The 18883-nt window shown below is 43.8% G+C and carries 18 protein-coding genes; 9 read left to right on the top strand and 9 right to left on the bottom strand.

What is annotated here, in order from left to right; all coding sequences use genetic code 11:
• The 5 genes from AC27KT_RS03950 to AC27KT_RS03930 all read right to left on the bottom strand — a co-directional run bounded on the left by AC27KT_RS03950 (position 1) and on the right by AC27KT_RS03930 (position 4795).
• Positions 1-399, bottom strand: a complete 399-nt coding sequence (locus AC27KT_RS03950; protein WP_487127560.1) for an ACT domain-containing protein — start codon at positions 397-399, stop codon at positions 1-3.
• Between the two features lie 49 nt (positions 400-448).
• Entirely contained in the window at positions 449-1828 is a 1380-nt protein-coding gene (dbpA, locus tag AC27KT_RS03945; protein WP_487127558.1) for an ATP-dependent RNA helicase DbpA, read from the bottom strand.
• Positions 1828-3138: a substrate-binding periplasmic protein gene (locus tag AC27KT_RS03940; RefSeq protein ID WP_487127556.1), complete on the bottom strand. Its 1311-nt coding sequence runs from the start codon at positions 3136-3138 to the stop codon at positions 1828-1830. The genes dbpA and AC27KT_RS03940 overlap by 1 nt, the downstream gene beginning before the upstream one ends.
• Positions 3108-4154 (bottom strand): dihydroorotase, encoded by a 1047-nt coding sequence (gene pyrC, locus AC27KT_RS03935; protein WP_487127554.1) that lies wholly within the window; start codon positions 4152-4154, stop codon positions 3108-3110. Before pyrC ends, AC27KT_RS03940 begins: the two co-directional genes overlap by 31 nt.
• Positions 4155-4252: 98 nt before the next feature.
• Complete coding sequence (locus tag AC27KT_RS03930; protein ID WP_487127552.1) at positions 4253-4795, bottom strand: lipocalin family protein; 543 nt, start codon at positions 4793-4795, stop codon at positions 4253-4255.
• 274 nt (positions 4796-5069) lie between these two features.
• Between AC27KT_RS03930 and AC27KT_RS03925 the strand changes: the two genes are divergently transcribed.
• Positions 5070-6020, top strand: a complete 951-nt coding sequence (locus AC27KT_RS03925; RefSeq protein ID WP_487127550.1) for an aldo/keto reductase — start codon at positions 5070-5072, stop codon at positions 6018-6020.
• A 19-nt stretch (positions 6021-6039) separates the two neighbouring features.
• Positions 6040-6423, top strand: a complete 384-nt coding sequence (gene gloA2, locus AC27KT_RS03920; RefSeq protein ID WP_487127548.1) for an SMU1112c/YaeR family gloxylase I-like metalloprotein — start codon at positions 6040-6042, stop codon at positions 6421-6423.
• Positions 6424-6498: 75 nt separating this feature from the next.
• On the opposite strand, the gene AC27KT_RS03915 is transcribed toward gloA2, so the two are convergent.
• Entirely contained in the window at positions 6499-7314 is an 816-nt protein-coding gene (locus tag AC27KT_RS03915; protein ID WP_487127546.1) for a mechanosensitive ion channel family protein, read from the bottom strand.
• A gap of 140 nt (positions 7315-7454) precedes the next feature.
• Positions 7455-8672: an MFS transporter gene (locus AC27KT_RS03910; protein WP_487127605.1), complete on the bottom strand. Its 1218-nt coding sequence runs from the start codon at positions 8670-8672 to the stop codon at positions 7455-7457.
• 336 nt (positions 8673-9008) lie between these two features.
• Here AC27KT_RS03910 and AC27KT_RS03905 point away from each other — a divergent pair, with 336 nt between their 5' ends.
• A complete protein-coding gene (locus AC27KT_RS03905; protein WP_487127544.1) occupies positions 9009-10958 on the top strand; it encodes an alpha-amylase family glycosyl hydrolase in 1950 nt (649 codons plus the stop codon).
• A 345-nt stretch (positions 10959-11303) separates the two neighbouring features.
• Positions 11304-11603 carry a hypothetical protein gene (locus tag AC27KT_RS03900; protein ID WP_487127542.1) on the top strand — a complete coding sequence of 100 codons (300 nt, stop codon included), beginning with the start codon at positions 11304-11306 and terminating at the stop codon, positions 11601-11603.
• 103 nt (positions 11604-11706) lie between these two features.
• Here AC27KT_RS03900 and folE read toward each other — a convergent pair whose 3' ends face one another.
• Entirely contained in the window at positions 11707-12390 is a 684-nt protein-coding gene (gene folE, locus AC27KT_RS03895; RefSeq protein ID WP_487127540.1) for a GTP cyclohydrolase I FolE, read from the bottom strand.
• Between the two features lie 160 nt (positions 12391-12550).
• On the opposite strand from folE, the gene folM reads away from it, so the two are divergent.
• From folM to AC27KT_RS03870, 5 genes are all read left to right on the top strand, one after another.
• Positions 12551-13258 carry a dihydromonapterin reductase gene (gene folM / locus AC27KT_RS03890; RefSeq protein ID WP_487127538.1) on the top strand — a complete coding sequence of 236 codons (708 nt, stop codon included), beginning with the start codon at positions 12551-12553 and terminating at the stop codon, positions 13256-13258.
• A gap of 114 nt (positions 13259-13372) precedes the next feature.
• The gene (locus AC27KT_RS03885) at positions 13373-13921 is read left to right on the top strand and encodes a hypothetical protein (RefSeq protein WP_487127536.1); all 549 of its coding nucleotides are present in this window, start codon (positions 13373-13375) and stop codon (positions 13919-13921) included.
• Positions 13922-13925: 4 nt separating this feature from the next.
• Positions 13926-15944: an alpha/beta hydrolase family protein gene (locus tag AC27KT_RS03880; RefSeq protein ID WP_487127534.1), complete on the top strand. Its 2019-nt coding sequence runs from the start codon at positions 13926-13928 to the stop codon at positions 15942-15944.
• A gap of 150 nt (positions 15945-16094) precedes the next feature.
• Positions 16095-17159, top strand: a complete 1065-nt coding sequence (locus AC27KT_RS03875; RefSeq protein WP_487127532.1) for an agmatine deiminase family protein — start codon at positions 16095-16097, stop codon at positions 17157-17159.
• Entirely contained in the window at positions 17146-18039 is an 894-nt protein-coding gene (locus tag AC27KT_RS03870; protein WP_039229281.1) for a carbon-nitrogen hydrolase, read from the top strand. Before AC27KT_RS03875 ends, AC27KT_RS03870 begins: the two co-directional genes overlap by 14 nt.
• 115 nt (positions 18040-18154) lie before the next feature.
• Here the strand turns inward: AC27KT_RS03870 and pdeM are convergent, their stop codons facing one another.
• Entirely contained in the window at positions 18155-18859 is a 705-nt protein-coding gene (gene pdeM, locus AC27KT_RS03865) for a ligase-associated DNA damage response endonuclease PdeM (protein ID WP_487127530.1), read from the bottom strand.
• Positions 18860-18883: the final 24 nt, after the last annotated feature.

The following is an 18883-nucleotide window of genomic DNA, read 5'->3' as shown; positions in this document are numbered from 1 at the left end:
CTAGTTAGACAGCGAAGTTAAAACGTCTATCGCCAACTCGACTTTTTCAGCTGGCACGAAAATATGGTCGTGATAATAAGCGGCCACCACGTTAGCGCTAATTCCTGCCTTACCCAGCGCAGTGGACATAGCTGCAGTCATGCCTACCGCTTCCAAACTAGAATGCACTTCACAGGTTATACAGCGGTAATAACCTTCAAATGGCAAGTTAGCTTTCTCAGCTGCCGCAACCGGAAGGATAAGCGTGGTGCCCTCGCGTTCCTGAAACATACCCTTAGCTATTGAAATTAACGTGCTGGTTAATCTGTCAGCAGGCAAAGTAGTAAAAACGTAATTTTCACCACTCGCCACAGGATTCAAATTTTTCAGTAACACGCTCAAGTCAGTTTCAGCGACCACACTCAACCTTCCATTGAATAACGTCAGTACTTAGATCTATGAGTGCATATTAAAGCTTTCGGGCTCTAATACGCTTTCCTTTAATCTTTCCTTCTCTAAAGTGCGCCATGGCTTTTTTCACGCTTCGCGTTTTCACTGCGACAAAACTCATGCTGTTTTGCACCTTAATTTTGCCTAAGTCGTCGCCAGGAATGCCCGCATCTTTGGTAAGTGCACCCACCAGATCGCCTGGGCGAAGCTTTTCCTTTTTACCCGCGCTTAGTGAAATACAAGTGAATTCAGGCTGAGTGATTTTGTTTTTATGAAAACGTAAGCTTTGCGCGCCTTTAAGCGGAATGTCGCTTTCTTGTAACACTTCAATTTTTCGCAAAAAGTGCTCTTCGTCATCGCTCACTAGCGTCACTGCCATACCCTTAGCGCCCGCACGTGCCGTTCGGCCAATGCGGTGAATATGGGTTTCCGGCTCTTCACTTACTGTGTAATTAATCACGCAGGCAACATCGTCAATGTCCAGCCCTCGCGCGGCAACATCGGTGGCAACAAGTACTTGTAGCGCATCGCTGGCGAACTGCATTAGCACCGACGTGCGTTGATGCTGTTCCAAGTCCCCCTGAAGCCCAGCTGCGCTAAAGCCATCCTCGATAAGCTCGTCAACCACTTCGTTTACCTGAACCTTACGGTTACAAAATACTATGGCGTTTTTAGGTTGGTAGTGGGTAAGTACCGCTTTAAGCGCTTGAGTGCGTGTGTGCGGGAGCACGTTGTAGCCCAATTGTGTGATAGCGGGTTTACTGTCTTGAGACTCAACTTTACAGGTTACCGGGTTGTGCAGGTACTGCTTAGCTACACGCTCAATTTGTTCTGTAAAAGTTGCAGAAAACAATAGGGTTTGCACTTGTTTCGGCGTTTGACCGAAAATAATGCGTAAATCGTCTTCAAAGCCCATGTCTAACATGCGATCGGCTTCATCGAGGACACGCAACTTTACGTTACTTAGGTCAATTCGACGCTTTTCCACATGGTCCATTACGCGACCCGGCGTGCCCACAATAATATGAGGGCTGTGCTTCAATGACTGAATCTGGGGCCCCATAGGCTGGCCACCACACAGCGTGGTTACCTTGATATTGCCAATGTTTTTAGCCGCCGAACGGCACTGCTGCGCCACTTGATCAGCAAGCTCTCTGGTAGGACAAAGAATGATGGCCTGTGTGGTAAAATCATTCACTTCTACGTGCTGCAAGGCAGGAATTACAAAGCATAGAGTCTTGCCGCTGCCAGTTTGCGCTTGGCCTATTACATCTTTTCCCTGCAACGCTTCAGGGAGCGATTGTGCCTGTATAGGGGAAAGTTGGTAAATGCCTTGTGAGTCTAGCGCCTTAGTGATGGCCGGGTTTATATCTAAATGCTTAACGGTTTCAACTGTCATTAATTAGGTTTCCAAAGGTGCACTACACCATTTTTGGTATGATGAGCTATGCCGTATTCTTCAGACACCATGTCACTCCATGAAGAAAGCTGCTCATTAAACTTGTCACTCATTTTCACACCGGCCGCCGCTAACTTGAGCTTCTCTAAAGCCAAAACACAGGTGTCTTTTTTTGACAGTGCTAGGTAGGCCGTTGAAATGTCGTACTTACTCGAGAGGGTTATTGTCTCACATTTAAATTGCTTTGGGTTACATCCAAAGTCAATTGCTCCCTGAGAACCGAAAATAGTATCAATTTCGTTGTTAATCAGTGCGTCCACTAACGCCTGCCATGAATCATAGGCTTTTACTTTGAAGCCATGTTCTATCGCGATTTGATAGCGATAGTCCTCCAATAAGGTACCTACCCTGTAGGTCTTCGGAACATCCTCAAAGAAAGGAAAATAGGGTTTATCAATACCGTACAGACCGTGAAGATTTCTTGAAACCGGCGTTACCCAGTGGAACACGTTTTCTCTTTCATCAGTTCGAATTACAGAAAATACCAGAACGTTAGACTTGGTCATGGCTTCCTTTGCTATTCTTGTCCAAGGCGCAGAGAGAATAGTCTGGTCAAGTGCCATCTCATCCAAAATATCGCTAACCAAATCAGCAGCGATACCTTCAATTCTTCCTCGCTCTCCGACTTCAGAAAACAAAGGCACTACGTCAGCGATTACCCAAAGGTTGTCGGTATTTGTATGCAGTTCGCCCACTAGGCTTAAAGTGCCAAAAGCAAGTATGGTAGCTGGAAAAGATAGCTTCAATTCACTTAACATCGTTTTAGCATGCAAAGTAAACGCTTTTGAGTGCTTGTATTGGCTCACTAGTTCACTCAGGCGCTCTGCAGTTTCAACAGTGCTTTTAGTTTTTGCAAGTGCAATGTAGCTCACTGCTATTGTTATTTCCTGACTACCTGCATTCGGCGTACAAGGGACATCACCTCCACATTTAAAGGCAAATAACGGCGTTATCCAGTAGTAATAATTTTCATTATCTTCATTTCTTATGACGTTGAAATGAATTTGGGATCCGCTAGGCATTGCTTTATCAGCAGGCCTTAAATCAATACCACTCTTTGATAAAGCATTTTCAAACACCGTAAATGAGTAAGATTGAATGCTCTGCTGGTCGGAGGGAGTGATGGCGCTGGGTAAATCTTTGGCGTGAGAGTAGGAGAGTGTTTGTGCCCTTATAGAAAAGCTCCATAGGGCACATAAACAGACACTAATATATATTGCTAAGCTTGAAATGCCTTTTCTAATTTCCACTGCAACGTTTGTCCCGCAAAAAATGGAACCATATCGGTGCCATCAGCTAGGGTTACTTGTTCTGGTACCGTCCACGACTCTTTCACTAGTGTCATTGTAGTCGTATTTCGAGGTAAACCATAAAAATCTGCACCATAATGGCTAGCAAAGCCTTCAAGCTTGTCTATTGCGCCTAGCTGCTCAAACACTTCTGCATAAAGCTCTATTGCAGACCATGCACTGTAGCAACCTGCACAGCCGCACGCATTCTCTTTTTTATGCTTAGCATGAGGTGCAGAATCAGTACCTAAAAAGAATTTATTGTTGCCACTTGCCACCATGTCGCGCAACGCTTTTTGATGTGTGTTGCGTTTAAGTACTGGCAAGCAATAGTTGTGAGGGCGCACCCCACCAACCAGTAAATCGTTACGGTTAAGCAATAAATGCTGAGGCGTAATAGTGGCGCCTACAAACTCGCTGGCGCCCGCAACGAAGCTTGCGGCATCTGCTGTAGTAATGTGCTCGAACACCACTTTCAGCCTAGGAAATGCGTCAACGATAGGGCCTAAATGGGTATCAATAAATACTTTTTCACGATCAAAAATATCAATGTGATGCTCGGTCACTTCACCGTGTATCAACAGTAACAATCCTTGCTCTTGCATGGCTTGAAATACCGGGTACAAAGCCTGAATGCCTTTCACTGCGGCGTCTGAATTAGTGGTAGCTCCAGCAGGATAAAGCTTACATGCGGTTACCCCAGCTTGTTTTGCATCGACAATATCTTGGGGAGTTGTTTGGTTAGTAAGGAATAAAGTCATTAAAGGCTCAAAGCTACTGCCATTTGGTCTTGCAGCCTCAATTCGCCCTTTATACGCCACTGCCATTTCAGCATTAACCACTGGTGGTACAAGGTTTGGCATAACAATCGCGCGCTGGAAACAACGTGCAGTTGCAGGCACTGTCTCTGCTAGCATTTCGTTATCGCGAAAGTGAAGATGCCAATCGTCTGGCGTAGTAATGGTGAGCGTTTGCATGCCTTATCTCTCTTGGTACTTATTCAAACAAAAAGGGATTTGCGCGCAATAATAGCACAAATCCCAATTTGCGCGCAGAACAACTCGCTTGATAGTACCTATGAATTCACTTTTCCGTGCTCAACCCAAATGAGCTTGCTAACGTCGTACCCAGCGACCTCTGCCTTTTCTAGCAAGCGGGCGCGGACCTCATCTGAAATAGAAGGTGAGCGCGCTAAAATCCAAAGGTAGTCTTTATCTGGGCCTGTTATCAAAGCATATTGATAACCTTTTTTATCTAGCTCAATAATGACATAGCTGGCATAAAACGGGCCGAAGAAGGATACTTTTAAATGCCCTGTGGTTTCAGACTCTACGAAATACGCTTTGCCTTCGGCTTCATCCCAAGTACCTTCTTCTTTTGAATAACCGCGATTAATAACTTTCACGCCACCATCATCGCGCATACTGTAAGTTGCCGTAACTTCGGTTAACCCTTCTTCGAAGCTATGGTCAAAGCGCGCGATTTCGTACCACTTCCCTAAATACCTAGGAAGCTCAAACCCTTCAACTGGTTCGACGTTATCCGGCGTACCGGTACAACCAGATAAGCCAACGAACACTATGCCTACTATTGCGACTAAACCCCATTTTTTAAACATAAATCCTCGTTTTTTGACGATACTTTCAAGTGCTTGGCCTCCCTTTAAAACGGATATTACCAACACTGCTTTTTGTGATCTTTATTGCTTCTGCCGCACCGTAAGTGTACTGAAGCGCTAATCGTCGATAGCCAGAATGCTCTCGCCTAATCGCGCTTTTATAATTGCAAAGGCTGTATTACAGTGCCGCCTTAATGATTATAAAAAGCTCCAACATTTTTATTGAGTGCAAAGGTACTTTGTCCACTCACCTTTTTCACAGGGAGATATCTACATGAATGCACACTTTCCACATGCAAGCCGCCTAGTTTATGGATGTATGGGCTTAGGTGGAGGTTGGAATAATGACCCTGCCACCAAAGCCGATATAACCCAGGCAAGAACAATCATTGACGCAGTATTAGACTTAAACATTAACGTTTTCGATCATGCTGACATTTACACGTTCGGCAAAGCCGAAACCGTCTTTGGTGAAGCCCTTAAGCAAGCGCCAGAACTTAAAGACAAAATGATTATTCAATCTAAATGTGCAATACGCTTTGAAGATGATTTAGGACCAAAGCGCTATGATTTTTCAGCAAATCATATCCACACGTCTGTTGAAGGTATTCTCTCGCGTTTAGGTATTGAGCAACTTGACATATTGCTGCTCCATCGCCCTGACCCACTGATGGAGCTAGAAGAAGTGGCAGGCACTTTGTTACTTCTACAGCAACAGGGGAAGATTAAACACGTAGGTGTGTCTAACATGCATGGCCACCAAATAAACTACCTTCAATCAGCGCTATCAACTCCTATTGTAGCTAACCAACTTGAAATGAGCCTTGGTTTTAGGGACTGGTTGGAAGACGGAATAACCAGCAACAGCACGGCTAATCGCAACATAGGTTATGCCCCTGGCACACTTGAATACTGCATGATGAATAATGTTCAACTTCAGGCGTGGGGAAGTTTAGCTCAAGGGAAGTATACGGGCGCTAAAACCGAGAGCAGTGTTGACCTTGCTGCAGCAGAATTGGTAGCAAAGCTTGCAAGCGAGTATCAAACAACACCTGAAGCGATTGTTTTAGCATGGCTGATGCGACATCCAGCTAATATCGCGCCTGTGCTAGGCAGCACTAATGTAGAACGTATCAAATCTAGCCAAAAAGCGATGGACGTTCATTTGTCTCGCGAACACTGGTACAAGTTATTTGAAGTCGCTCGTGGCCAAGAGATGCCATAAGTATTAATAAGGAAATAGCATGCTAAAAGGCTTTCATCATGTTGCTATTATTTGTAGCGACTACCCACGTTCAAAAGCGTTTTACACCGACGTGTTAGGGTTTTCGATTATCGATGAAAACTATCGAGAAGCCAGGAACTCATACAAATGTGATCTTGGCCTGCCTGACGGAAGTCAAATTGAGTTATTTTCGTTTCCAGGGGCGCCTCAAAGGCCGTCACGTCCAGAGGCCCAAGGGCTTAGGCACTTAGCGTTCAAAGTCGACAATTTAGATGAGGTGATTAATCACCTGACCAACAAAAGGGTGGAATGCGAGCCAGTAAGAACTGACGAATACACCGGCAAGCGCTTTACATTTTTCCAAGATCCGGATGGGTTACCGCTAGAACTTTACGAACTGTAAAAAAATGCCGAATGGCTGAGTGGCTATTCGGCAGTTATTCAATTACAAATTATGAAATAGGTGCTAATGACAGCCCTACTCAAGCATTCGAACTTCCCTCTGCGGGAACGGAATATCAATATTATTCTGCTGAAGGGCATTAAAAATAGCTTGGTTTAGCGCATAACGCACTTCGAAATGCCTTACCGCTGGTGCCCAAACCCGAATACCAAAATTTATACTGCTGTCACCGAAATTATCGACACCAATAGCCGGTGACTTCTCTTTACTAACCCCATCAACTGTCTCGACCGCGTGTCGAATAACCTCTATGACACTGTTTACGTTGCTCGAGTAAGCAACGCCAATTTCTAGCTCAATAAGCATATTCTCGGCAGAGTTGTGCAAGATTTCCCCAACAATAAGCTTGTTGGGAATTTGAATATGCACATTATCTTCATCGATGAGAATGGTATAAGGCAGCATGACTTGATCAACAACACCAGCAACGCCACGAACACGAATAGTGTCTCCGACAACGAAAGGACGGGTAATGATTATGGTAAAACCAGCGGCATAGTTTGCCAGCATACCCTGAATAGCAAGACCAGCACCTAGACCTACAGCACCAAGCGCCGCAATTAGTGGTGTTACACTGATACCGACATTACCAAGAGCGATGATGATGACTATACCAAGCACCACCAGCTTGCATATACCACCGGTAAACCGACTAAGCGTGACATCAATCTTCTTGCTCACCATGAGGTTTTCAACAACATGGCCTATTTTATTGGCCACCCACCAGCCAAGTAAGAAAATGATAATGGCACCTACAATTTGGAAGCTGTAGGTGACCGCAAACTCAACCAGTGTGTCGTAAAGGGCTTGGGCTTGTTTTAATTCATCCATGGGACGTTAATACAGATTGATAAATGAGGGAATATAGGGAAGCTTAAACAACAACGTTATGAAAAACCAGTGCCGAACACAAGTCCGGCACGTTTAGATTGACTGACACCGCGAGCGATTAACTTAGCGGTACTTTTCACTTAGCTAGCGTACTCGCTTGCTTCAATTTCAGCTAAACGGTCTTTGGTGGGATTCTTCACGAAGTTATATACTAAGCCGATAAACAGCAAAGCGGCAAAGCCAGTGGCGACCATGAAACCGTATTTTGCATCACCTCCATTAGCATCGCTCACAAGGCCCATAATAAAAGGGCCAGCGGCGGCACCCGCAGCGGTAAAGAACAAAATAACGCCTGCCACACTGCCGTGCTGGTGTTTAGGGAAGCAGCTTATACCCTTTGAATTAAACGTAGGATAAATGACCGACATGAAAATACCTGTGAGTGGGAACAAATAAAGCGCGAGCTGCTTTCCGCCCCATAATCCCAAGCCAAAGCATAGAACTATAGCCCCTGTAAACAACATCAACACCAGCGCCCAGTTGAAGCGAGACATCATCCAAATTCCCACGAAGCGGCCTGCGGCACGCAAAATAAAAAATGCGGTTACCGAATAAATAGCCAAAGTTTGAGAGAAACCCTCACTGTAACAGTCATACGTCGCTTTAAGCGTAGTTGCGTCGCATACTAGGTAGCTGGGCATCCACACGTAGATAGCACTCTCTGCCGCAACATATAAAAATGCGCCAATTGAAAAGCCTAACGCGTAAGGGTTTTTGACAAGTTTTAAGCTTTGCGCAATGGAAACTTTGTTTTCGCCAGAAGACGTGTCACGAGAATAGGCCGGATACTTAACCAGTAGAGCCCCGACGATAAGAACAGTACAAACGCCACCAGCAATAACGTAAAGCCACTGCCATGCAACCCCTTGATGGATAAGGTAGGCTACAATCAAAGGCCCGATAATTGCGCCAACACCAAAGAAGGCTTCAGCACCGTTCATCGTTGCGGTATGTTGTTTTGTTGAAGTTGAAATGTCACCAATAAGGGCCAATGCACCTGTTTTGAAAATACCCACGGCCACCCCTGAAAGGCTCATCAAACTTACAATCAGCATAAAGTCGTTAGCAATAAGGAAGCTGTAACAAGCTAACCCAAATAAGGCTAACCCGATGATAATGGTTGGCTTACGGCCTAACTTATCGGCAAGAAACCCCAAGAATAAGCCTGATAGTGCGATACCGAGCATGGGCAGAGAATGCATTAAACTCGCTTGCGCATTGGTAACGGAAAACGCCACTTTCACTTCTTTGATTATCTCGCCTACTGAATCCGATGTCATCGCAAACATCATGAACATTAGATAGGTTAACCAGCGGATAATTCTGCTACTACGGTCTTGGTTAGGCATAGTCGGTCTCGCAAAAATGGCATGACGGATAACTAATATCCGGCTGCACTTATAAAAAACATGTCAGTTTTGACAGACATAAGGCGTCTGAAGCACTCATTTATTTCACATACTTAGTAAATGAAAATAACGATGTAATAAAATTGATAACGAATTTAACATCTAGTTTGGAAAAACCAGCTTAATCGTTTAAGATAAAAGTTAACAGAATTTAAAAAGCCTGTAAACCCGTCAATTAGGATAGGTTGGCCGGCCTTTCAACCGCGTCATACTATGGAGTTTTCTATGAGCTATGCTGCCGATAGTAGTATATGTTTAGAGCGCATCTTGGCATCCACCGATTTATCTGGCCTTACAAAGAAGGATGCAAAGACGTTTACCCAGCGATTAGAGGTGCATTTCCCTCGCCTATTTGAACATTACACATACGTCTATGGACATCAGTATGACTGCTATTTTCATTTACAAAAACTTATTGAAATATTAAGAGATGGGTTAAAAAATCGAAAGCCAGCTCTTAAGAAGATTGATAATGAAAGGTTAAAGTCGCCTTTGTGGTATCGCGATGAACAACAGGTTGGCATGGCGTGCTACGTAGATTTAATGGGGCCTACGCTAAATGACTTACACGATAAAATTCCTTATTTTAAAGCGCTTGGTGTCACCTATGTACATCTAATGCCACTATACGACGCACCACAAGGAGATAGTGATGGCGGTTATGCGGTCTCTAACTATCGTAAAGTAAACCCCGCCTTGGGTACCGTGAAAGATTTAGAGAAACTTGCATCTTCACTTCAAAAGGAAGGGATTAACCTAGTACTCGACTTTGTGTTTAATCACACCTCAGACGAACATACGTGGGCAAAAGCAGCATTAGATGGCGACAAGCGGTATCAAAATTATTATTACTTGTTTGATGATAGAACCATTCCCGATCAGTATGAAGAAACGTTAAGAGAGATATTTCCTCAAGTTAGAAGAGGCAGCTTTACCTTTAACGAGCAGATAGAAAAATGGGTATGGACGACGTTTAACAGTTTTCAATGGGACCTAAATTACAGCAACCCTGAAGTGTTTAATGCCATTACCTCTGAAATGCTATTTCTAGCTAACATTGGTAGCGCAGCGTTGCGCTTAGACGCACTAGCGTTTATTTGGAAAGAAGTGGGGACTAACTGCGAAAATCAGGAGAAAGCACACGTACTTATTCAAGCGTTTAATTGCTGTTTACAAATAGTTGCGCCAGCAGTGGTATTTAAGTCAGAAGCGATTGTTCACCCAGATGAGGTGCTGAAGTATATCGATAAAGAGGAATGCCAACTGTCTTACAACCCGTTGTTAATGGCATTACTGTGGAACTCTCTAGCTACACGAAAAACGCGCTTGCTTACACACTCTTTGAAAAAGAGTTTTACTATTTCAAACGAGTGTACCTGGGTTAACTACGTGCGCTGTCACGACGACATAGGCTGGACGTTTGATGATGCTGTCGCTAGTCAATTGGGTATAAACCCCTTCGATCATCGCTATTTCCTCAACCAATTTTATACTGGCCGCTTTGAGGGAAGTTTTGCTAACGGCGTGCCATTTGCTGAAAATCCAAGCAATGGCGATTGCCGCGTATGTGGTTCACTGGCATCGTTATGCGGCTTAGAGGGGGCACTTAAAAACGATGATGCACAAGGTATCGACGAAGCCGTTAAACGTATGTTGTTGTTATATGGAGTAACTTTTAGTATCGGCGGTATTCCTTTACTTTATTCCAGCGATGAAATTGGAAAGCTAAACGACTACAGCTACCGTCAAGACGAAAGTAAAAAACACGACGACAGATGGGTTAATCGCATCGCAGTCAATGAAGAAGATACCGCATTGGCTCTAGGCCAGACAGCACCGTCTAGTAAAGCGGATGTCGCTAGCCTTCGCGTATTTAAAGGCTTGCAAAAAATGATCGAAACGAGAAAACAGTATTCGGTTTTTGGCCAAGCTCAAACACATATATTAGATGCTGACAATCAACATTGTTTTGTTTTTATGCGCGAGAATGATGGAGGTGAAAAACTTCTTGTTGTCTGTAATTTTAGTGAACATAAGCAACAGCTTCAGCGTTCCCTATTGGCGACACTAAACTGCACATCGACTACAGACTTGCTGTCAGGTGAAACTGTGTCCATGGAAGCTGCACCTTTATTACTCGCCCCCTATCAGCAGCTATGGCTGTTAGCCAACTAATTACTTTCGTATATGACACTCTGCTTGTTGCGAAGCTCGCGACAAGCAGAGTGTTGTCAATAAAGTGAATTGGCTTTGTCGCCAAAGACTTACTAAATACCTCCCTATTTACACAGGCAGTAAAGAAATTACCGACTATACTTTAGTTGAGAGGTGGATAGTTCATTTACCTCTTACTACGTTCGGAAACGTCTTACAGCTGTTCAACTTGTCTGACGGTAATCTAACGTGTAAGTAGCACTTTACCAATGTGTGTGGTTTGTTTTTTGCAGCTTCTATGAAGAGCGACTCTCGATAGAGCGTTGCCATTAATTTGATTCTTACCATAAGGGACCGTCAAATTTAATGCATAGAAGCAGTACAAATATCTTTTTTCACACAGCGGATTTCGACTTACGTCATATGGATATGTTAAACATGGTAATGGATAAAACGATGCAAAGTGATAATGCGTTGGAATACATGTGCCCCTATTGCGGCGCAATTAATGATTTTTATTTAAACTCTGTTCGCGACATGTATCACGAGCAACATGAATCGTGCGGGTGTTGTAATAAGGTGCTAAGCCTAACAGCAGCTGATGGTATAGGTGGTCGTGTAAATCTTATTGTCGATGCGCTAGATTCAGAGCTTATTATTAAATAGTTCGACATTAAAAGCCTAACGCTCCACTTTTATCAGTACCCTCAATTTAAAAAGCCGCTTCAAGAGCGGCTTTTTGAGTACTTCGTTAGAGTAAGGAAAGACATTAACGAAAAAACTCTCTCTTTAATTCGCTATCAGTAAGGAAACGACCACCAAGTGCAGATGTTTTCGTATACGAGTTGGTATCGCGAATCCCCCTCGCTTTAACACAGTAGTGCGTAGCATTAATACTTACTGCTACATCCTCAGTATTAGTAAGCGTTTGTAACGCTATTAACACCTGCTGTGTTAAGCGCTCCTGTACCTGAGGACGTTGAGCAAAGAAACCAACAAGACGATTTATCTTTGAAAGACCAATCACTGTGCCCTTGGGTATGTAAGACACCGTTGCCGTACCATCAATAGTCACAAAGTGATGTTCACAAGTACTCGTTAGACTAATATCAGAGACTTGTACAGGTTGATCGATCTGCATCTTGTTTTCGATGGCAGTAATTTTTGGAAACTTTCGGTAATCTAAGCCACCAAAAATCTCATTGACATACATTTTGGCAATACGTGCGGGCGTGTCACAAAGGCTATCGTCTGTTAGATCAAGCCCTAGCGTGTCCATTACATCTCGCATAGCACTTTCGATTCGTTTGCGCTTTTGTTCGTCAGTAAGACCGTTAGCCACCATAGGCGTTTCCAACCCTTTGGCTTCTAATGCATCTCGTACACGTTGCGCTGGTTCTGATATAGAGGGGTCTAGTGCATCACGCACAATTACCGCTTCTTTTGCTAACATCACTTTATCCGTTGTTACTTCTTTTTTGATCTTCTACGACTTTCAGCTCGTTAGAGATCGATTACTTGGCAACATGACTTTTATTTAATGTCATTGCTACCTACTGTGCACTTAGCACAAAATATAGAGACTGTTACCTTTCTATTAAAAGGACATTACCTTGAAATCACCTGTATTAATAACAGGCGCAAGCCAACGATTGGGCTTAGCAATGGCGGAAAGCTTACTCGAACAAGGTCATCACATTGTTGTGACTTATCGAACCCATCGCTCGAGTATTGCGCTACTTAAGGATAAAGGCGCTACAGTCATACAGGCTGATTTTAGCACTGAGGCGGCTATTGATCGAGCAATTGATGAGATTAAGGCAATCAGTAAAACCTATCGAGGAGTAATTCACAACGCGTCAGATTGGGCACAGGAGAAAGATAACGATAGTAAACACGAATTAATGCAGCGCATGATGATGATTCATGCCGTCGCCCCTTACCGCATAAACTTGGCGTTAGAAGACGCGTTGTGTGGCTGTGAAGTGCCAGCTGACATTATTCATATGACGGATTACGTTCAAGAAACAGGAAGCGAGAAACACATGGCTTACGCCGCAAGCAAAGCGGCCTTACACAACCTCACCTTGTCCTTTGCAAAAAAGTTGGCGCCACGTGCCAAAGTAAATAGTATCGCACCCGCTCTACTTATGTTTAACGAAGGTGACGACGACGCCTATCGACAAAAGGCAGTAAAGAAGTCGTTACTTGAAATCGTACCTGGCGCACAAGAAGCCGTGAAAGCCATGAATTACTTATTCGATAGCGAATATGTGACTGGGCAAACCCTTCATTTAAATGGCGGGCGGCAGTTAAAATAAAGAAACGAAACCGTTATATCTTTGTTGATTTTACACATCGTAGTTTGTAGGGTTGTCCAAAACGCTCACATAAGAAATTTGTGATAAACAATAAACCATCAAGGGAATGAAGTAATGAAAGCTGTACTCGCATTATTGCTTTTTGTATTTTCCACACCACTTATCGCTAATACAACCACAGTTGAACCACTAGGGCCTGATGAGGGCTACGCTATCATCGCACTGTATTCTAAGGGCTACACGGAAAGCGTAGTGCTTAAAGGCAGTGGGTTAACGAACAAATATACATTTGGCCCTCTTAATAACTCACAACATGTTGATGTGATTAAATTATCTGCGGGAACTTACACGTGGGACAGAGTGTTCGAACGTACCGGCTCCCTATCGAAAGGAAACTTACTTGAAAGTTACATGGATCTAGAAAGCTTAGATCTTACGTTTACTGTTCAGCCAGGCAAGCTCAATTACACCGGACTATTCATGATAGAGAGGCTTGGAAGCCGAGCAAATATCAAAGTACTTAATCGCACGTCTATCATTCTCAAAATTCTTGAACAAGACTTTTCCCAATTTGCGGATAAATACGATGTCGCTAACGGCTTATACCCTGACGATCACTATATCGACTTTTATTTAAAACATTCTGAAAAGACGGGGGAATAGCCTGATGACTATCAATAAACTGCTGGTTACTCTTTCAATAGCCGCCTTCGCTCTTGTTTCATTACAAACGCAAGCCACCACTGCTCAATCTACCGATTTTCAAACCGAGTCTTTTTTTAAAGATGCAAAGTATAAACTATTTGCGGTGAATCCTTCGGGTACGGCCATTGCCTACGTTGAACCTAGGAGTGATTCATATAATTTAATTATTCACGATTTAGTTCGCGGTACTAAAGACGACCCAATTACATTTGAGCGTCAGCAAATGCACGTTCAACATTCAAACAGAATAATGTCGTGGGAGCGGCACTTCAATTATATTGCTGAATTAGTATGGCTCTCTGATAACTTCATCTCATTGAAGCAATTCTCTAATGGTCGATTCCATCGCTATGTCATTGTGGAATTTGCCGATCGCACAAAGTCACCCAATCCGCCGTTTCGATTATCATACATTTCACAACCGGGTCATTGGTTAGAAACACTCCCTAATAAACCAACCCATGCTATTTTTGCTCGTTACGAAGATGATGACGAATACGATTACTATGTTGACTTATTCAACTTAGATTTATCTCAGAAAATCACAGAAAGTGAGTTCCGCCGCAAATTAAAACTAAATAAGTCAGGTCCTGATTTACAAGACTGGTTTTTCGATGCAAAAGGCTGGCGTTTAGGTGGAAGCAGAACCGTTGATGGCGTAACCGAAGTTTTTGCAAGAACGGGGTCAAAGCCTCGTAAATATCGCTACAAAGAAATGTGGAAGAGCGATAAAAACGACGCTGTTAAAGTGGTAGGTGGCAGCGAGTCAGGCGATAAACTCTTTGTTCTCACTAACCACCGCAGCGATAAAATCAATTTGCGTAGCTTTGATACACAAAGTAAACAGTTTGAAGACATAATATTCGAGCACCCTGATTACGATTTAACAGGCGTTCTCAAACACCCTGAGACAAAAGACATCATAGGTGTCTCCTTTCTTGAAAAAGGAATGAGCAAACAACTCTATTTCTCCGATAACTACAACGAATTAGTCTCTCGCTTAAAGGCACAGTCTAAAATTGATGGCGTTTACGCGATTGACATGGACGCCTCTGGTAGCAACATTTTGTTTGTGGCAGATGATAGTGCAAATCCAGAACAAGTCTTTTACTACAATCGCCAACGCGACACATTTAGTCACCTTGTGGATTTATACCCTTGGCTTTCGAACAAAAAACTTAGCAAGACCGCCCTGCTCAAACTCAAGTCTGAGGATGGGATAGATTTAGAAGCGTTTTTGACATTGCCTGAAGAGAAAAATCCGCCGTTAGTTGTTATCCCACATGGCGGTCCCATTGGCGTAAACGATTCCCGACACTACTCAGGTAACATTCAAGTACTTGTTGATGCAGGTTTCGCGACACTGCAGGTTAACTATAGAGGCTCGTCAGGATATGGAAAGTCATTCAAGCAGCAAGGTATGCAGCAGTGGGGACGTCTTATTGAAGATGATATTGAACAAGCGCTCTCGTACACTAAAACGCACTATGATATCGATGCTAACAATGTGTGCATAATTGGAGGAAGCTACGGTGGTTACTCTGCACTGTATAGCATTATTCGTTCTCCTGAACTTTATCAGTGTGCCGCCTCGTTTGCTGGCGTTACTGACCTTGCATTACAGTTTCAGCGAAGTGATGTTCAAAACGACGATATCATGAATCTCCTAATCGACATTATAGGCAACCCTAGCACACAAAAAGAAGAACTATTCAGATACTCACCTTTGTATCAATTTAAAGGTATCACCAAGCCTGTGTTTATTGCACATGGTACCGATGATACTGTGGTAGATATAGAGCATGCTTATCGCCTTCACTTTGCGTTAAAAGATAATAATATTAAACATGAGTGGATGGTGTTGGACGATGTAGGTCACGGTTTCGACTATGTAGAAGATGAAGCGAAATACTATAATGCGCTAATAGAATTTCTGAATAAACACCTCAAAAAAGACAGCATGACAGCGACACAAAGCTAAGTCTTTCCCGATTCACAGTGATAGCGCTTTGCCTCACAAGCGCTATCACTAATCGTCACCGCCAATTAATTTCATCGCTATTTGCCTTGGTCTCATGCTGAGGCATGGCTATAATCCGAACCCTATTTCGTAGCTATTTGGAATTTTACTATGCACGGCAACCGTACTATGGCGCCTGAATGGCATAACATTGATGCTGTTATGTTAGCGTGGCCTCATGCGCAAACCGACTGGGCTCCATGGTTAGAAGACGCGAGAACGACGTATCTGAACGTGATTGCTGCAGTAAACCGCAATGATGCGGGTGTAATTTTATTATGTGCGCCAAGTGACGTAGACGATCTCAACTCTCGTTTACCAGAGAATGCTCGAGTGCTTATTGTTCCTGCCTCATTTAACGACACATGGATGCGTGACTACGGCTTCATTACTTGTAAAGACAGCGAAGGCAATGGCTCGCCGGTAGAATTTCGCTTTAACGGTTGGGGCAATAAGTTTGACGCCGCTGAAGATAACCTGGCGAATCAGCGTTATCTTGCCAGCATGTGTAAATCTGTACTTCGTAGCAGTCCAATTGTGGCTGAAGGTGGCGCGCTAGAAATTGATGAAGACGGACATCTATTAAGTACTGCGCAGTGTTTACTCAACCCAGAACGTAACGGTGATATGTCGCTAAGTGCTTACGAAGATGCATTTAAAGATATGCTAGGCTGCAGCAAAGTTACTATTTTGCAGCATGGTCATTTAGAAGGCGATGATACTGACGGTCACATTGACACCTTAGTGCGCTTCACGCCGAACAAAGGGCTAGTGATTCAAGCGTGTAACAACCGCCCAAATGATAGCCATTTTGAAGGATTGAAAGCGTTGTGCGACGAGTGCGCTCTTGAGCTGCCTGAGCATGAACAGTTTCATTTACCGCTGCCTAATATTGTAAATGACGAAGGGGATCGCCTGCCGGCATCGTACGCAAATTACTTAATTTGTAACAACGCAATATTATTGCCTGTTTACGGTGAAGAGGAAGACGCAGAAGCTATTGAAACTGTAAAGAGAGCACATCCCAATCATATTGTTGAACCAATCGATTGCAGTGTACTCGTAAGACAATACGGCAGCTTGCATTGCATTTCCATGCAGGTGCCTACAAATACGTTAAAAGATTCGATTATCACCACCTTAAAGAAAGGAGTGTCATTACATGCGCCCAGCTAAGCTAAAAGTGGGTCTGGTACAACAGGCCGTTGCCGATAACGATAAAGCAACGAACTGGAATAAAAGTGCCGAGCAAATTGCCAAATTAGCGGCTGAAGGATGTGAGTGTATTTTGCTTCAAGAACTACACAGCACCCTGTATTTTTGCCAGCAAGAAGATACTGACGCCTTTGATTTGGCTGAACCAATCCCTGGACCTGCGACAGAATTTTTTGGTGAATTAGCCGAAAAACACAATATCGTGTTGGTGACATCTTTATTTGAAAAGCGCGGTTCAGGTTTGTATCACAACACCGCAGTCGTGTTCGACCGCAGTAAAGAAATTGCGGGCAAATATCGTAAAATGCATATTCCTGATGACCCAGGCTTTTACGAGAAGTTTTACTTCACACCGGGCGATATGGGTTTCACGCCTATTGAAACCAGCGTAGGTAAACTTGGCGTATTGGTATGCTGGGATCAGTGGTATCCAGAAGCGGCACGTCTGATGGCGATGGCTGGTGCGGACTTGTTGTTCTACCCTACCGCAATTGGCTGGGATTTAACTGACACAGAAGAAGAACGTACCCGTCAACATGGTGCATGGGAAACCATTCAGCGCTCTCACGCTGTGGCAAACTCAGTACCGGTAATCGTGGCAAACCGCACTGGATTTGAAGCGTCACCTGTTGAAGGTGATCCAGGTATTCAGTTCTGGGGACAAAGCTTTGTAGCAGGCCCGCAAGGTGAGATTTTGGCCAAAGCCGAAGCTGAAGGTGAAACCACGCTAACCGTAGAGCTTGATATGGAACGTACCGAACAGGTCAAGCGCATTTGGCCTTACTTCCGCGACCGCCGCATAGACGCCTACGACGAACTAACTAAGCGCTGGCGCGACTAACCCAAATAATGGGGTCAGAGTACATTTCCCGAGACAATTCTATGTCACGAAATGTATTCTGCCCCCTTTTTTGATTCTGCCAAGTTGGAAATGTACTCTGACCCAATTTGGTGATTCATACTTTAAATATAATGTTGTCGTAAAGCATAAATACCTGTCGTGAGCGTTTGGGCAGAAGCGTTAGCATTACCTCTTCATCTATATCCAGCCCACCAGTGAACTGACCAAAGGCTGGCATCACAAATACATTTTCGTTGTTAGTAAAGCATTTGCCTGAATATCGGCGGCGGGTGATAGTTGTGCGCTTTTTGGGGTGATAATGGCCAATAACCTGAGCACGAGTTTCACTCGTTTCTACTTCGTGTCTGAATACCATATTATCTAGCACTATTTCAAAACACGGCGTACCCGGTATGCCGTCGGGTAAATCTGGATCATGATTACCTTCTACCCACATCCACTCGTCCACATTGCTAACTAATCTGCATAAGTGCTGACGGTCCTCAGTGGTCATGCGCGACATACTTTGTTTATCGTGAAAGCTGTCACCTAAGCTGATAACTCGCAGTGGCTTGTAATCTTCGATGATACTTTCTAACCGCGTTAACGTAGCGGTGGAATCTAAGCTCGGTAACGGGTTCGCATAGCTACGTAAATAACTGCCTTTTTCTAAGTGGAGATCAGACACTATAAGCCAATCGCATGCGGGTAAATACGCCACACCGCGCGCGTCTAACAGCCACAAGTAGTCTGCATATTTTGTAATAGTGATGTGGCGCTGGCTTACTTTTTCGGTTAGCCACGCGTCAGTTATTGCCAAATTATCCTCTTATTCTTTTCGTTT

This window comes from Alteromonas sp. 5NW40-0090 (genome assembly GCF_057552975.1).
The sequence above is the reverse complement of the archived record's forward strand: the minus strand, read 5'-3'. Positions and strand labels throughout refer to the sequence as shown.

What these genes read in the sequence shown, in the direction of transcription:
- AC27KT_RS03875 (WP_487127532.1), top strand. Translation starts at nt 16,095, where the DNA reads ATGCACGGCAACCGTACTATGGCGCCTGAATGGCATAACATTGATGCT.
- AC27KT_RS03905 (WP_487127544.1), top strand. Translation starts at nt 9,009, where the DNA reads ATGAGCTATGCTGCCGATAGTAGTATATGTTTAGAGCGCATCTTGGCA.
- AC27KT_RS03870 (WP_039229281.1), top strand. Translation starts at nt 17,146, where the DNA reads ATGCGCCCAGCTAAGCTAAAAGTGGGTCTGGTACAACAGGCCGTTGCC.
- folE (WP_487127540.1), bottom strand. Translation starts at nt 12,390, where the DNA reads ATGTTAGCAAAAGAAGCGGTAATTGTGCGTGATGCACTAGACCCCTCT.
- AC27KT_RS03930 (WP_487127552.1), bottom strand. Translation starts at nt 4,795, where the DNA reads ATGTTTAAAAAATGGGGTTTAGTCGCAATAGTAGGCATAGTGTTCGTT.
- gloA2 (WP_487127548.1), top strand. Translation starts at nt 6,040, where the DNA reads ATGCTAAAAGGCTTTCATCATGTTGCTATTATTTGTAGCGACTACCCA.
- AC27KT_RS03885 (WP_487127536.1), top strand. Translation starts at nt 13,373, where the DNA reads ATGAAAGCTGTACTCGCATTATTGCTTTTTGTATTTTCCACACCACTT.
- dbpA (WP_487127558.1), bottom strand. Translation starts at nt 1,828, where the DNA reads ATGACAGTTGAAACCGTTAAGCATTTAGATATAAACCCGGCCATCACT.
- AC27KT_RS03880 (WP_487127534.1), top strand. Translation starts at nt 13,926, where the DNA reads ATGACTATCAATAAACTGCTGGTTACTCTTTCAATAGCCGCCTTCGCT.
- AC27KT_RS03910 (WP_487127605.1), bottom strand. Translation starts at nt 8,672, where the DNA reads ATGTTCATGATGTTTGCGATGACATCGGATTCAGTAGGCGAGATAATC.
- pyrC (WP_487127554.1), bottom strand. Translation starts at nt 4,154, where the DNA reads ATGCAAACGCTCACCATTACTACGCCAGACGATTGGCATCTTCACTTT.
- AC27KT_RS03925 (WP_487127550.1), top strand. Translation starts at nt 5,070, where the DNA reads ATGAATGCACACTTTCCACATGCAAGCCGCCTAGTTTATGGATGTATG.
- AC27KT_RS03915 (WP_487127546.1), bottom strand. Translation starts at nt 7,314, where the DNA reads ATGGATGAATTAAAACAAGCCCAAGCCCTTTACGACACACTGGTTGAG.
- AC27KT_RS03900 (WP_487127542.1), top strand. Translation starts at nt 11,304, where the DNA reads ATGCATAGAAGCAGTACAAATATCTTTTTTCACACAGCGGATTTCGAC.